At 68.3% G+C, this 13,331-nt stretch carries 13 protein-coding genes; 1 reads left to right on the top strand and 12 read right to left on the bottom strand.

From position 1 onward, the window contains the following. Positions 1 to 99: 99 nt before the first annotated feature. From GPX89_RS00925 to bioB, 7 genes are all read right to left on the bottom strand, one after another. A complete protein-coding gene (locus GPX89_RS00925; RefSeq protein WP_328601387.1) occupies positions 100 to 951 on the bottom strand; it encodes a MerR family transcriptional regulator in 852 nt (283 codons plus the stop codon). 23 nt (positions 952 to 974) lie between these two features. Continuing rightward, a complete protein-coding gene (locus GPX89_RS00920; RefSeq protein WP_157354595.1) occupies positions 975 to 2,513 on the bottom strand; it encodes a flavin-containing monooxygenase in 1,539 nt (512 codons plus the stop codon). Further along, entirely contained in the window at positions 2,510 to 3,445 is a 936-nt protein-coding gene (locus GPX89_RS00915; RefSeq protein WP_157354592.1) for a ferritin family protein, read from the bottom strand. Before GPX89_RS00915 ends, GPX89_RS00920 begins: the two co-directional genes overlap by 4 nt. A 1-nt stretch (position 3,446) precedes the next feature. Beyond that, a complete protein-coding gene (locus GPX89_RS00910; RefSeq protein ID WP_157354591.1) occupies positions 3,447 to 4,346 on the bottom strand; it encodes an SDR family NAD(P)-dependent oxidoreductase in 900 nt (299 codons plus the stop codon). Between the two features lies 1 nt (position 4,347). Continuing rightward, positions 4,348 to 5,346: an alpha/beta hydrolase fold domain-containing protein gene (locus GPX89_RS00905; protein ID WP_157354588.1), complete on the bottom strand. Its 999-nt coding sequence runs from the start codon at positions 5,344 to 5,346 to the stop codon at positions 4,348 to 4,350. Between the two features lie 54 nt (positions 5,347 to 5,400). Further along, positions 5,401 to 5,991, bottom strand: coding sequence for a MerR family transcriptional regulator (locus GPX89_RS00900; protein ID WP_157354587.1), 591 nt, complete (start codon positions 5,989 to 5,991; stop codon positions 5,401 to 5,403). Positions 5,992 to 6,071: 80 nt separating this feature from the next. After that, entirely contained in the window at positions 6,072 to 7,136 is a 1,065-nt protein-coding gene (gene bioB, locus GPX89_RS00895) for a biotin synthase BioB (protein WP_157354585.1), read from the bottom strand. 93 nt (positions 7,137 to 7,229) lie between these two features. Between bioB and GPX89_RS00890 the strand changes: the two genes are divergently transcribed. Next, complete coding sequence (locus GPX89_RS00890; protein WP_198347212.1) at positions 7,230 to 8,285, top strand: oxygenase MpaB family protein; 1,056 nt, start codon at positions 7,230 to 7,232, stop codon at positions 8,283 to 8,285. 82 nt (positions 8,286 to 8,367) lie between these two features. Here the strand turns inward: GPX89_RS00890 and GPX89_RS00885 are convergent, their stop codons facing one another. The 5 genes from GPX89_RS00885 to GPX89_RS00865 form a co-directional block, all read right to left on the bottom strand. Beyond that, a complete protein-coding gene (locus GPX89_RS00885) occupies positions 8,368 to 8,532 on the bottom strand; it encodes a hypothetical protein (RefSeq protein WP_157354583.1) in 165 nt (54 codons plus the stop codon). Between the two features lie 244 nt (positions 8,533 to 8,776). Then, positions 8,777 to 9,799: an LLM class flavin-dependent oxidoreductase gene (locus GPX89_RS00880; RefSeq protein WP_157354580.1), complete on the bottom strand. Its 1,023-nt coding sequence runs from the start codon at positions 9,797 to 9,799 to the stop codon at positions 8,777 to 8,779. A 59-nt stretch (positions 9,800 to 9,858) separates the two neighbouring features. Further along, positions 9,859 to 11,052 carry a DUF1501 domain-containing protein gene (locus GPX89_RS00875; protein WP_157354578.1) on the bottom strand — a complete coding sequence of 398 codons (1,194 nt, stop codon included), beginning with the start codon at positions 11,050 to 11,052 and terminating at the stop codon, positions 9,859 to 9,861. A gap of 12 nt (positions 11,053 to 11,064) precedes the next feature. After that, complete coding sequence (locus GPX89_RS00870) at positions 11,065 to 12,369, bottom strand: DUF1800 domain-containing protein (RefSeq protein ID WP_157354576.1); 1,305 nt, start codon at positions 12,367 to 12,369, stop codon at positions 11,065 to 11,067. 52 nt (positions 12,370 to 12,421) lie between these two features. Continuing rightward, positions 12,422 to 13,303 carry a class I SAM-dependent methyltransferase gene (locus GPX89_RS00865; RefSeq protein WP_157354574.1) on the bottom strand — a complete coding sequence of 294 codons (882 nt, stop codon included), beginning with the start codon at positions 13,301 to 13,303 and terminating at the stop codon, positions 12,422 to 12,424. Positions 13,304 to 13,331: the final 28 nt, after the last annotated feature.

Raw genomic sequence — 13,331 nt, 5'->3', positions numbered from 1 at the left:
ATCATAGTTTCGGGCTTCGCGACGGTCCAGCGCTCGACGCATCCGACCGAGACCGAAGTGCGCGATCTGTCCCGTCATCCCGGCATGCTTTCGGCCGGGCTAGTCGTCCTGCGCGCGCCGACGCGCGGCCGTCTCCAGGTAAGCGCTGAGCTCCGACCGCAGAGCCCGGTCCAGCGCCTGATCGAGTCCGTCGCGGATCGAGCGGACTCCGAGATCGCGCAGGTGATTGATCATTTCGGTGGTGGCGGCCGTCTCGGCGTCGGTGTCGGGCAGCCAGCCGGGCCCGTGCTCCTCGACGATGTGGTCCTTGGTGGCCCCCACCATCAGGCGGGCGATGTCGTCGAGGCGGTCGACGACCGCGGCGTAGAGGTCGATGAGCCCCGGCAACCGGAACCCGTAAGTACTGAGGGCAGCGAAAGTTTCGAGCAGATCGGGCCGGGTGAGCTCGGCGGTGTCACCGTGCAGCCGGACCAGTCCGAGCTTTTCGAGGCGTTCGAGCTGATCGCTGTCGACCTGATGCTCCTCGCCCTCACCGAGGACCGTGTCCAGCAGCTCGCGCGGCATCTCCACCGGCTCTTCGCTTTTGCCCCACGTCGCGGTGACCGCGTTCTGCAGGCCCAGGATCTCGGTCAGATCCTTGCCGGTCTCCCAGCTGGTGATGAAATCCGCGATGTGCGCGATGGTGAATCCGCGCTGCAGCAGCGTATCGATGATGCGCAGGCGCGCCAGGTGCGTCTCGTCGTAGATCAGCGCCCGCCCGCTGCGCCGAGTGGGTGTGGGCAGCAGCCCCTTCTCTTGATACGCCCGCACATTGCGGGTGGTGGTACCGGCGGCCTGGGCGAGATCGTCGATGCGGTATTCCGCCATCCGTGTCGCACCCGTCCTTTCCGCCAGTCGCTCGCCGACGACGCGCAACGCCCATGCCCCGGTGCGGTACAGCACCGTAGGCATGGGCAGCGCGCCTCGTGACGACATTAGCCGAGCGGGGTAGATGTTCGGCCGCCGACGCCCGCGGGTCGGGCGGCGTCACGCGACGAACGCGGGGCAACGGAGCGCACGTCGAAATCCGACAGGCGGACCGTCGCCAGCTGGCGGGCGTACTGGGTGCCGAAACCGGGGTACATGGTGGCGTTGAAGCCGTCCTCGGTCAGGTACCAGCTACTGCAACCCGAGTTCCAGGTGGTGCTGGTCAACCGGCGTTGCAGGCGGCGGTTGTAGCGATCCTGGCGATCCCGGCGCGGTTCCAGCGTCAGCCCGCGTTCCAGCACGATCTTGATGGCATCGGTCAGGTAATCGATCTGGGCCTCCATGTACACCAGCGCCGAATTATGGCCTGGACCCGAGTTCGGGCCGAAGGTGAGGAACAGATTCGGATACCCGGCCACCGTGACGCTCTTGAACGCGTAAGCGCCGCCGCGCCATTCGTCCGCGAGCACCCGGCCGTCGCGTCCGGTCACCGGAATCGGCGTGCCCTGCTTGCACACCTCGAACCCGGTGGCGAACACGATGCAGTCGAAGCGGTGCTCGATGCCCTCGGCGGTGCGGATGCCGTGCGGGGAGAGCTCCGCGATGGGCCAGGTGATGAGCTTGCAGTTGTCCTGTTGCAGCGCGGGGTAGTACTCGTTGCTGATCAGCAGGCGCTTGCAACCGGCCCGGAAGTCCGGGGTGAGCTGGCGGCGCATCCAGGGGTCACGCACCTGGGCACGCAGATGCATGAGGGCCACCGATTCCACGACCCGGGTCAGCGGCGTATTCCACACCACGCCCAGCGCCACCGACTCGTGCCCCCAGAACCAGGCTTCCCGCGCCAGCGCCTGCGTGACCGGCAGCTGCCGGTACACCTGCTTGGTGAGACCGTTGGTGCGCCGGTTCACCCGGGGCAGCACCCAGCCGGGCGTGCGCTGGAAAACCTTCACCGACGCGGCCTGTTTCACCAGTTCCGGAATGATCTGCACGGCGCTCGCGCCGGTGCCGACCACGGCCACCTTCTTGCCGGTGAAGTCGTAGTCGTGATCCCAGCGGGCGCTGTGGATCTTGTGGCCCTCGTAGCTGTCGATGCCCGCGATGTCGGGGAATCCGGCATTGGCCAGCGGACCGGAGGCGAGAATCACGGTGCGCGCCCGCACTTTCCGGCGACCGTCGGCGAACGACAAGGTCCACAGCCCCGCCGCTTCGTCGAACACGATCCCGGTGACATTGTGCCCGAACCGGAGATAGGGCCGGATGCCGAACTGCTCGACCATGGAGTCGATGTATCCGAGGATTTCCGCACTGCCGGAATAGGTTTCGGACCAGTCCGCGTTGGGCGCGAAACTGTAGGAGTACAGCCGCGACGGAATGTCGCAGGCCGCACCGGGATAGGTGTTGTCCCGCCAGGTGCCGCCCACCCGGTCGCCGCGCTCGAAGATCGCGAAGTCGCCGATGCCCTTTTGCCGCAGTCTGATCGCGGCCCCGATGCCCGCGAATCCGGCGCCGATGATCGCCACGTCCAGCGGCTTGCCCACGGCGCTCATGCGACCGGCTCGTAGGTGAGTTCCTTGGACCAGGTCGGCTGTTTGGGCAGCAGCCGGTCCGGGATGGCCCCGGTCACTTTGACCAGTGCGTCCGCCACCAGGTGATAGGGATGGTCGCGGTTGATGACCCAGCCCGCGTGCATTTTCACGATCCGGTACATGGGCACCCGGTTGGCGATCGGGGTGCGCTCGCCGACCTGCTTGAACCGGGCCATGGCGGCGTAGAGCTTCTCCTCGTTCACGCCCATCTCGACAATGTTGTCGCGCATCTTGTTCAGCAGCGGCACGTAGCTGAGCACCCCGATCATGAGCGAGGGCTTGATCCAGCCGCCCACCAGATCGATGGCCAGCTTGCGCGCGCTCGCGTAGCCGAGCAGCTCCATGACCGCGTAATCGGTGGCCAGATGCCGGGATTCGTCATTGTTGATCTTCTTGAAGACCTCCTGCGCCACCGGATCGGCGATCTCGTCGGTGACGAACTTGATCAGCGCGCCGTCCAGGGCCACCTCGAGCATGGGGATGACCGTGCCCAGGAACGACAGCGACATGCCGTCGGAGTACTTGTCCAGGAAGTCGATCACCAGCTTGACATTGATGTTCGGCTCGGGGATCTCGTCCCCGTCGAGCATGCCCCACCGGCGCATGAGCGCGAGTTCGGCATTGGCGTGCCGCTGCTCCTCGGCGTGGAAGTAGCGGTAGATCTCGGCCAGGGTCGATGTCGGGGCCTTCTTGGCCATGGCGGCGAATCCGCGCGCGCCGACATTCTCGATCCACATGAGGTCGGCCATGAACGGCTTCAGCTTGGCGTGCAGGGCGGGATCGATGAGCTCGGCGCCCGGTGCGTCCCAGTCGATATCGGCCAGCGCCCACTGCCTGGACTTGATCTTGGCCAGCATATTGTCGAAATCGAAGGTCGAGGTTTTCGCAGACATGTCAGACTCCTGTCTTCTGTGTGGTCTGCTGCGGCGTCGTCGAGTCCTCTTGCGGCAGGACCCGATTCAGGACACCGAGGGCTTGGGTGTAGAGGGCCGGGAAGTGCCGCTTGAGATGCCAGACCACGCGGGCGTCCAGCTGCGGCAGCACATAGAGCGCGCCCCGGTCGTGCGCGTCGAGGGTGGTGCGGGCGACGCGGTCCGGGGAGAACCCGCTCAACCGCATGAGCCCGTCCGCCAGCCGCGAGGACCCGGAGGTGATCCGGCCGTCCGCGACGACATTGGTCTTCACGAAGGTCGGGCACAGTGCCGTGACGGCCACCCCGCTGCCCGCCAACTCGGCGGCCATGGTCTCCGACAGCGACACCACCGCGGCCTTGGACACGTTGTAGGCGGCCATTCCGGGAGCCGCGGCGAATCCGGCGGCCGAGGCCACATTGATGATTCCGCCGCGCCCGGCCGCACGCAGCTGCGGCGCGAAGATCTCGCAGCCGTACACCACGCCCCACAGGTTGATGCCGAGCGCCCACTCCCAGTCACCGAACCCGATGTCCCCCACCGGTTTTCCACCGATGCCGACGCCCGCGTTATTGATCACCAGGGTCGGTGCGCCACCGAACAGCAGCTCGGCGTGGATGGCCAGGCTCTCGACGTCCTCGCGCCGCGACACATCGCAGAAGACCGCGTGTGCCGTGCGCCCGTGCCGCTGGGCGATCAGCCGCACGGTCTCGTCGGCGCGGTCCTTGTCGATATCCGCGCACACCACGTCCCCGCCGCGCGCGGCGAGTTCGAGCGCGAACGCCCGCCCGATGCCACTGCCCGCTCCGGTCACGACCGCCTTGGCATTGTGCGTGCGGCGCTTGCCGCCCAGCGCGAAGACCAGCTCCTCGATCGGCCACATATCAGCTCACCTGCTTTCGGGCCGGCGAATCCGCGTGCGCCAGCGTTGAAGTCACGAAACTCGCGGCCCGCCGCAGTGCCGCGGCGGCCTCCGGCACCAGCAGCGGCAGCGCCTGGAAGACGTGGATGCGTCCCGGCCACAACTCCAGCTCACACGCGACGCCCGCCGCGGCGGCCATGTCCCGCAGGTGGCGCGCGTCATCGGCCAGCATCTCCCCCGCACTGGCCTGCACGAACAAGGGCGGCAGCGTGACACCGGAGGGAATCCGCAGCCGCAGCCGGGGCGAATCCTCCGGTTCCGCAGCGGTATACAGCTCGATGAGCCGCCGCCCCACCCGGGCCGGGGCCATCGGATCGGGCAGCATCCGGTCGCACCGTTCGGCCAGCGTCAGCGTCGGATCCATGAGCGGAGAGAACATGAACGCCCCGGCGGGCTGTTCGACATCGGCGATCGCGTTCTGCAACAACAGATCCAGCGTCAGATGGCATCCGGCCGAATCCCCGCCGATCACCAGATCGCTTGCCCGATAGCCGTGTTCGAGCAGCCATCGATATCCCGCCGCCGCGTCCTCGGCGGCTGCCGGGAACGGATGCTCGGGCGCGAGCCGATAGTCCACCACGAACACCGGCAGCCCGGTCGCCTTCGACAGCCGCGAGGCCAGCCCGCGATGGGTGCGCGCCGAGCACACCACGTATCCACTGCCGTGCAGGTAATAAATGGCCCGATCGCCCTGCCGCACCCCCGCCGCGCGCACCCACTCCCCGTGCACCGCCCCGGACCGCACCGGCATGACCGCGGTCCCCGGCAGCGTGGGCCCGAAGGCCGCCATGATCCCGGCGATGAGCCCGCGCCCGGCCTCGATCCCGATCCGATTGTTCGGCAACAACCCATTGACCTGCCGCAGTCCCACCACGGACGCCGCCGCCGCGAATCGCGTGCGCGCGCTCGCCCGGGTGGGAACCGCCGGGAACGGGAAGGTCGCCGTTGACCTTGTGTTCATACCCTGAGCATCGCTGCCGAATGTGCCAGTTGTCAATGGCACATTCATAACGACCTAGGAAAGGTCGTGCGGCAGATACCGCCGCCGCTCCTCCTGCATCCGCTCGATTTCCGCAGGACTCAGCGCCGCGAACGCGGCCTGCCTGGCGCGTTCCATCTCCGCCCGCTGCTCGTCGGTCAGCCCGCGCATGTACGCCTCGCGCCGCTCGGCCATCCGGGCGAACTCTTCCTTCGTCATCGGCTGATTCATGGCCACCATCTCCTCGATCAATCGCAGGAACTCCTCCGCCGAGGGCTCGACCATCCGGTCGAGACCCTCGCGCACACCGAGCAGCCGGGCCCGCAACCGCATGGCCTGCGCTATCCGCCCGTCGAGCACCGCGAGCTGCTGCCGGACCAGCTCCCGCGGATCCTGATCCGGCGTCTCGTCGAGCACGCCCGCGATCTCCTCGAGCGTGAAACCGAAGTCCCGCAACGCGATCACGCGATGCAGCCGCCGGACGTCCGCCTCGCCGTAGCAGCGATGCCCGCCGCCGGTCCGCGACGACGCGGTCACCAGCCCCAGCCGGTCGTAGTGATGCAGGGTCCGCACGGTCACCCCGGTCTCCCGGGCCAACTCACCGACCCGCCACATCCGCCCAGCCATCGAGCCTCCTCTCGGTGTGCTCCACCCACGCTAAAACCTGACGCTACGTCAGTTTCAAGAGTGAGCTGGGTCACCGAGAGTCAGGCATTGGAAGGCAGCGCCGTGCCCGCGCCGCGGCGGCGGATGGCGACCAGGTCGTGGCGGGCGGCGGGGAGGGTTTGTTCGTCGACGCCCTCGATGGTGAAGCCGGCGTCGATGATCATTTGCCGGTCGTCCGCGCCGGGCTGGCCCTCGCTGGTGAGGTAGTCGCCGAGGAAGATCGAGTTGGCCAGGTGCAGGGCCGTGGATTGCAGTCCGCGCAGGTGGATTTCGCGGCCGCCGGCCAGGCGGACCTCGACATCGGGGAAGTAGAAGCGGAACAGCGCGAGGATGCGCAGGCAGCGTTCCGGGGTGAGGTCCCAGCGGTCGCCGAGCGGGGTGCCCTCGAAGGGGATGAGGAAGTTGACGGGGACCGAGTCCGGGTTCAGCTCGCGCAGGGCGAGGGCGACATCGACGATGTCGTCGTCGGATTCGCCCATACCGAAGATCGCGCCCGAGCACGGGGACAGGCCCGCCGTGCTCGCGCGGCCCAGGGTGTCCACGCGATCGGTGAAGGTGTGGGTCGAGCAGATGTCGGCGTAGCGCGCCTCGGCGGTGTTGAGGTTGTGGCTGTAGGCGTGCGCGCCGGCCGCGGCCAGTCGCTCGGCTTGCCCGTCGGCCAGCAGTCCCAGGCAGACGCAGATCTCGACCCGCGGATGCTCGGATTTGATGGCGGCGATGGTGTTCTCGATGCGCCCGAGGTCCCGCTCCCCCGGCCCGCGCCCGCTGGCGACCAGGCACACCCGCTTGGCCCCGGCTCGCACCGCGTCACCGGCGACCTCGGCCGCTTTCTCCGGCGCGATCCACGAGTACTTGAGCACCTCGGCCGCCGAACCCAGCCGCTGCGAACAGTATCCGCAGTCCTCGGGGCACAGGCCGCTCTTCATGTTCACGATGGTGTTGAGCTTGACCCGGGCGCCGAAGAATTCGCGCCGCACCCGCGCGCCCGCCGCCACGACGTCGATCAGTGGCTCCGAATCTCCCAGCAAGGCAAGGGCTTCCGAACGCTCCGGAATTCGACGCTGTAATGCCTTGTCCACCAACGTGTTCAACAGTTCGCTTGTCATGCGTTCGCAATCTACCTCGAGCTTGAACACCGTTCAAGTATGCTTTTCAGGTGCGAATTTGCCGGGTTTGGGTGGTACTGATACGTTTTGGCTATGACCATGGAGATGGTGTCCACCGGGGGCGAACCGGGTAGTGCGCGAACCAAACCGCTGGCGTGGCTGACGGCTCCGGTGGAGCCCGCCGGGGACAACGGGTTCTTCGGGCCCGGGTCGGTGACCTGGAAGGTGTGGGGATATCCGACCGGGCTGTCGGTGGGATTCCAGCGGGCGGTGGTGATCGAGGAGCTGGATCCGTTCCTGGTGGCCTCGGTCCAGCACACCGGAAAGGTGTACAGCCAGGCCAGGACTCGCTACGACCACACTCTCGCCTACTTCGCGACGGTGCTGTTCGGGGATACCGAGACCGCCACCAAGGCCTCGGCGGTGCTGATGAAGATCCATGCCAAGACGGGCGTGGGCATCGAGCCGGTCTCCGGATTGCCCTATGAGGCCAACGATCCCGACTCGCAGCTGTGGATCCACCTCACCGCGTGGCACTCGATCCTCTACGTGTACGAGCAGTTCGGCCCCGGGCCACTCTCCGATGCCGAGGAGAATCAGTTCTGGAACGAGTGCGCGGTCGCGGCGCAGCTGCAGACGTGCGATCCGAACAAGGTGCCGCGCACCCGCGAGGGCATCCGCGCCTACTTCGAGGACATCCGGCCGCGCCTGGCCGCCAGCGAGGTCACCCAGCAGATGATGGACCACCTGCTCAATGCCCGGGTCATGTACCCGCCGCTGCTGGGCAAGCTCGGCCCCTTCGCCTGGGTGGCCAATAAATTCCTGCGCACCGCCACCATCGCGACCCTGCCGCACTGGCAGCGCGACCTGGCCGCCATTCACCAGTCCCGAATGGCCGACCTGTCGGTGCGGCTCCTGGCCAAGCCGGTCTTCTGGACGCTGTCCAAGAGCGGCCGCCTCCAATTGGCGCTGCTGGCTTGGCTTTCGCCCATGACGGCCCCGGTGGCCGCGCCGTTCCTGCGCAAGGTCGCGGCGCGCGATCCGCGGACACTGTCCCCGGCCGAGGCTTTCGCCCGATGGAAGGTGCAGACCCCGGCCGAGCTGTACGCCCAGCTGCATCGCCGCACCGAACAGCACGCCGCCGAATAGCGCTGTGCCGATAGCGAAAAGCCGACTGCCCCGAGCGATTCGGGGCAGTCGGCTTTTGGTCGGGCCGTAACCTCGGGCAGCCTCAGCGGCCGGCGTGTGCGCCGAGCGATGCGCTGAAGATGGCTGCGTTGGACCGCGAGGCGCGCAGGTTGGCGCGTTCCTGAGCGGTCAGTGCGGACCGGGAGCGACGCTCACCGAGTACCGACAGGACGGTCAGCGGGTTACGGGAGAAGTTGATGAAAGCCATGACAGCCCTCCTTCGTGGGCCAGGCCGGTTCACCGCGCTATGAGAAAGCGTCTCCGCAACGGTGGGCCGGGATGGATGAGAGGTCGTGAATCGGTCTCGAACACGGACTATCGCCGTGATTCATTCGTCCCTCACCTCCTCCGACGAGCCATGACACCGATTACAAGCTCCGCGGGCTGCGGAGCACAGATCGACCAATATATCTGAAACCAGTCCGTTCAGTCAACCGTTGTTCACTTTCCGTTCACCTTTGCATGAGTGGCGCCCGCTCGCGCAGGCCCACCGCATCGGCCAGGCGACGGTGGGATTCGAGGCGCGCGGTGCGGTCGTAGGTGCTGGTGTGGACCAGGAATTCGTCGGCGCCGGTGCGGCGGATCAGGCGATCGATACCGGCCAGGACCTCGGCTTCGGGGCCGTGCAGGTGACCGCGCAGAGCATCCTCGAAGAAGCCGCGCTGGCGCTCGGTCATCGACAGGCGCTCGATCTCCTCGGGCGGGAGCAGGGGCGGGAATTCGCCGCGGGTTCGGGACCAGGCCGCCGACCAGGCTTCGGGGAGCAGCAGTCGATGCGCCTGCTCGGTGGTATCGGCGATCACGACCGAGCCGGACACCACCACATACGGCGTATCGCCGCCGGGGCCGGGGCGGAATTCGGTGCGGTAGCCCTCGATCGCCTCGACCATGGCGTCCGCACCGGAGGCGGCCGCGATGACCAGCGGCAGGCCGAAGCGCGCGGCTCGCTCGGCGCCCGAGCCGATGGCGAGCAGGAACGCGGGCACGCGCAGGCCCTCGGCGGGCCAGGCGTGCACACCCTGGCGTCCGCCGGCGAAATAGTCCAGCAGCTCGGTCAATTGGGCGTCGAAGTCGTCGGCGTCGCGTTTGTCGTGGCCGAGGGCGCGGCGCACGCCGCCGGTGAAGCCGACCGAACGGCCCAGACCCATATCGATGCGGCCCGGGAACAGCGATTCCAGCACGCCGAATTGTTCGGCGACGATCAGAGGTTGATGGTTGGGCAGCATGACGCCGCCGGTGCCGACCCGGATGCGGGTGGTCGCCGCGGCGAGGGCGCCCGCCAGCACGGTCGGGGCGGAACCGGCGACACCGGGCACGCTGTGGTGTTCGGACACCCAGAAGCGGTGATAACCCCACTCCTCGGCCAGCCGGGCGAATTCGACGGTCTCGCGCAGCGCCTCCGGATGCGGCTGATCCGCGCGCACTCGGGAGCGGTCCAGGATCGAGAAGCGGATCGCCCGCAATGCCTCGGTCATGCCCTCTGCCACCATGCCCACTACAAACATGGACGGCGCGGATTGATTCCGGCGGCGGGTCAGGCGGTCAGCAGCCCGAGGTCGGTGCGGCCGGTGCCGACGATCGGGGTGGGATCGGTGGACAGCACCCGGTGCAGGACCTCGTGATAGACGTCGCGGAAGTCGACCGTGGCCTTGAGGTCGCCGTTGTCGAGGTCGGTGAGGCTGGGTTCCTCGCCGTGGAAGCCGCCCGCGACCGGCGCGCCCGCCAGGAAGACGGGTCCGGCGGTGCCGTGATCGGTGCCCTCGGAGGCATTCGCGGCCACCCGGCGGCCGAATTCGCTGTAGGCCAGCAGCACGACGTCGCGGCCGCGCGGATGGGTGGACAGGTCCTTCAGGAAGGCGGTCACGGCCTCGTCCATGCGGCCCAGCAGTTGTTCCTGGGTGTGGCGTTCGTCGGCGTGGGTGTCGAAGCCGCCGAGGCTCACCGAGTAGACACGGGTGGGCACCCCGGCCTTGATGCACTGCGAGACCAGGTCGAGTTGCGGGGTGAGGGGGTTGGCGGCCTTGCCCCGATCCGGCTTCAGCGACGAGAAGGTCTGCCGGACAACCTGTTCGGACTGGTATCCGGTGCAGACCTGCCCGCGCGCCGGACTGTCGGCGGGGTCGGCGGCCCCCAGTCCGGACAGCGCCGCGGCCAGGTCCGCCGACAAGGGGGCGGAGGCCGGATCCAGTGCCGCCGCGGTGTGTTTCGCGCCGAGGGCGAGCTGCGGCAGGACCGGGCCGATATTGACCGCGCGGACCGGGTCGTCGCCGGTGGCGTCGAGCCAGCGGCCGATCCAGCCGGTCGGCACCGGCTCGGTGGGCGAGGCGGTCTGCCAGATGTCCATGGAGCGGAAGTGACTGTGGTCGGGCCGGGGGTAGCCGACGCCGCGCACGATGGCCAGCTGATGGTCGCTCCACAGGCCGGACAGGCCCTTCAGTGCGGGGTTGAGACCCAGTTGGTCGTCCAGGTGCAGGACTTCCTCGGGACGGTAGGCCAATTCGGGTCGAGCGTCGTGATAGGCGTTGTCCGCGTAGGGAATCACCGTGCCGATGCCGTCATTGCCGCCGTAGAGCGTGAGCACCACCAGGATTCCGGATCCGGCGGCGAGCGGAGTGGTGGTCGCGCGCTGCTGGAGTTCGTCCCAGGTGATGGCGGACGCGCCGACCACGCCGAGCGCCCCCAGCACGCCGGTACCGACCAGGAATTGTCTGCGACTGACTCGTGGCATGGTGTACGGCCTTCAGCTGGTGAGGTATTCGGGAGTGTTGACGGCCAGGGCGGCCAGCCGGGGCGGCTGGTCGACGACGGTGGCGAGCACCTTGGCGCTGCGGTCGGACCAGGATCCGACGCCGAGCAGGTAGGCGGTGGCGTCCAACCGGCTCGACCTGCTCGCCTGCGTGATCGGCGACAGATCCGCCTTCTTCACCAGATCCGTTGCCGCCGTGAGCCGTATCTGCGCCGCCGCGCTGGACATCCAGCCCTGGCCGCGCGGCCAGCCGCCGACATTGGGCGGATAGAACGGCAATTGGCCGAGGCTGCGCAGGGTTCCGGCGAGTTTGCGAACCTCGGCGTCGTCGGTGAGCGGCACCCCGAGCGCCCGCACCGCGGCGATCAGCCATTCGACCGGACCGTGCACGACAGTGTCTCGGGCGGAGGTGAATTCGGGGTCGGTGAACACCGCCGCGTACAGGGCCGACAGATCCCGTCCGGGTCCGTAGGCGGCGGTGAGCCGGTTAACGGCGGCGTCGGAGGGCGGTTCGTCGGAGGCCAGCAGCCGCCACAGGCTGGTGGCCACGAACCGCGCGGATTCGGGCCGGGCGAGCACGGCGTCGCAGAAGGCTTTCGCGTCGAGCGGACCCGTCACTCCCAGTACGGTTTTCGATCCGGCGTCATGGCGTTTGGCTTCGAACACCGCCGCCCCGCCGGTGATGGTCCAGCCGGTCAGGGCCCGGGCTCCTTCGCGCACATCGGTTTCGGTGTACCCGTTGCCGTGTCCGAGCGCGAAAAGCTCCATGAATTCGCGAGACAAGTTCTCGTTGGGCGCTTTCGAGGTGTTGGCCACGCCGTCGAGCCAGCGCAGCATGGCGGGATCGGTGAGCACGGCGTAGGCGAGCACGCCGAAGTCGCCGGTGCCGTGCGCCCGCAGCGTCTGGTTCTGCGCGACCATCTCCGCGGCATTGCGCACCTTGGTGGCGGAGGTCGCGAAGTGGTTGTGCCACACCAGCGTCAGCTTCTCGCGCACGGGTACCCGCACCGCCGCCATCCGCCGCAGCCACCACCCGGTCAGGGTGTCGAGCTGCCCGGTGATCTGGGCCTGGTACTGCTTGCGGACCTCGGCCGTCGCGCTCTTGCCCACCGGGGTGGGCGGCACGAACTGCGGGACGGGCGTCGCCCGCGCCCCCGGATCGGCCTCCGGGTCGGCGGCGAGCGCGGAACGCAGGTACCTGGCGACGTCGGTGACACCGTCGACCTCGGCCCCGGTCGTTCCGAACCCGGACCGCCGCAGTGCCCGTGCGGTCCGCATCCATTCCGGCGACATGCCCATGACCCGAGTATCGAGCGCCGGACGGCCGCGAGGAGCTTCGGCTCAGGGAGTTTCAGTCAATCTTCAGGCCCTCACCGCGGCTCGCGCACATGATGCGGACCAGAGCGCTCCCGGCCGCCAGCTCCGGTATCGGACTCCCCCCGACGTACTGGTGGATCAGTTCCGGCAGGGTCCACTGCTCGACCGCGTCGAAACCGATCGACCGGAGCAGCTCCCCGAGCTCGCCGGGATCGAGGTAGCTCAGGAAGGGTTCGTTGAGGCTCGCCAGCCGCTCGGCGCGTTTGCGCAGCTCCTCGCGCTCCTCGGCGGTGGTTCCGGGGCTGAGATAGTCGGCGACGACCTGGACCGGCTCGGCCTGCGCGGCGATGAATCGGAGCGTGTCGACGATGGCGTCCTTGGTCAGGTACATGACCACGCCCAGCCACACGAAGGCCGCCGGCTCGTCGCGCCGGAATCCGGCGGTGTCCAAACCCGCTGCCAGCGTGCCGGTTTCGAAGTCCACGGGCGTGAAGGTGACCGAGTCGGGAATCTCGATCCCCGAGTCGGCGAGCATGCCGCGCTTCCATGCCTGGGTGTCGGGGTGGTCGACCTCGAACACCCGCACCCCCGGGTACGGATTGCGATAGCCGAAGGTGTCCAGACCGGCCCCCAGGATGACGACCTGCCGGGACCCGGCCGCGACCGCGCGGGCCACGACGTCCTCCGCGTATCGGGCTCGCGCGGCCAGGAAGTACCGCCGTCCCCGCCGGCGCGGATCGTTGCTGCCGGGCTGGTCGAGCGTCGCGGCACCGAGCTCGTCGAGCTGATCCGGGCTCACCCCGAGAATGCGCACTGCCAAGGGGTCGGTGAATATTCGGGGCTCGTCCGAGAACTGGTGATAGGCCCGCGCGTACGCGGTCGCCAAAGCGGTTCGACTGGCTCGCCCGATCTCCATGCCGGTCAGCCTAATTCCGCTGTCGAGT

Source organism: Nocardia terrae, from assembly GCF_009760405.1.
Lineage (GTDB): Bacteria > Actinomycetota > Actinomycetes > Mycobacteriales > Mycobacteriaceae > Nocardia > Nocardia terrae.
Note: the sequence above shows the minus strand (reverse complement) of the source record. Positions and strands in the feature narration are given on the sequence as shown.

What these genes read in the sequence shown, in the direction of transcription:
- GPX89_RS00925 (WP_328601387.1), bottom strand. Translation starts at nt 951, where the DNA reads ATGCCTACGGTGCTGTACCGCACCGGGGCATGGGCGTTGCGCGTCGTC.
- GPX89_RS00920 (WP_157354595.1), bottom strand. Translation starts at nt 2,513, where the DNA reads ATGAGCGCCGTGGGCAAGCCGCTGGACGTGGCGATCATCGGCGCCGGA.
- GPX89_RS00915 (WP_157354592.1), bottom strand. Translation starts at nt 3,445, where the DNA reads ATGTCTGCGAAAACCTCGACCTTCGATTTCGACAATATGCTGGCCAAG.
- GPX89_RS00910 (WP_157354591.1), bottom strand. Translation starts at nt 4,346, where the DNA reads ATGTGGCCGATCGAGGAGCTGGTCTTCGCGCTGGGCGGCAAGCGCCGC.
- GPX89_RS00905 (WP_157354588.1), bottom strand. Translation starts at nt 5,346, where the DNA reads ATGAACACAAGGTCAACGGCGACCTTCCCGTTCCCGGCGGTTCCCACC.
- GPX89_RS00900 (WP_157354587.1), bottom strand. Translation starts at nt 5,991, where the DNA reads ATGGCTGGGCGGATGTGGCGGGTCGGTGAGTTGGCCCGGGAGACCGGG.
- bioB (WP_157354585.1), bottom strand. Translation starts at nt 7,136, where the DNA reads ATGACAAGCGAACTGTTGAACACGTTGGTGGACAAGGCATTACAGCGT.
- GPX89_RS00890 (WP_198347212.1), top strand. Translation starts at nt 7,230, where the DNA reads ATGACCATGGAGATGGTGTCCACCGGGGGCGAACCGGGTAGTGCGCGA.
- GPX89_RS00885 (WP_157354583.1), bottom strand. Translation starts at nt 8,532, where the DNA reads ATGGCTTTCATCAACTTCTCCCGTAACCCGCTGACCGTCCTGTCGGTA.
- GPX89_RS00880 (WP_157354580.1), bottom strand. Translation starts at nt 9,799, where the DNA reads ATGACCGAGGCATTGCGGGCGATCCGCTTCTCGATCCTGGACCGCTCC.
- GPX89_RS00875 (WP_157354578.1), bottom strand. Translation starts at nt 11,052, where the DNA reads ATGCCACGAGTCAGTCGCAGACAATTCCTGGTCGGTACCGGCGTGCTG.
- GPX89_RS00870 (WP_157354576.1), bottom strand. Translation starts at nt 12,369, where the DNA reads ATGGGCATGTCGCCGGAATGGATGCGGACCGCACGGGCACTGCGGCGG.
- GPX89_RS00865 (WP_157354574.1), bottom strand. Translation starts at nt 13,303, where the DNA reads ATGGAGATCGGGCGAGCCAGTCGAACCGCTTTGGCGACCGCGTACGCG.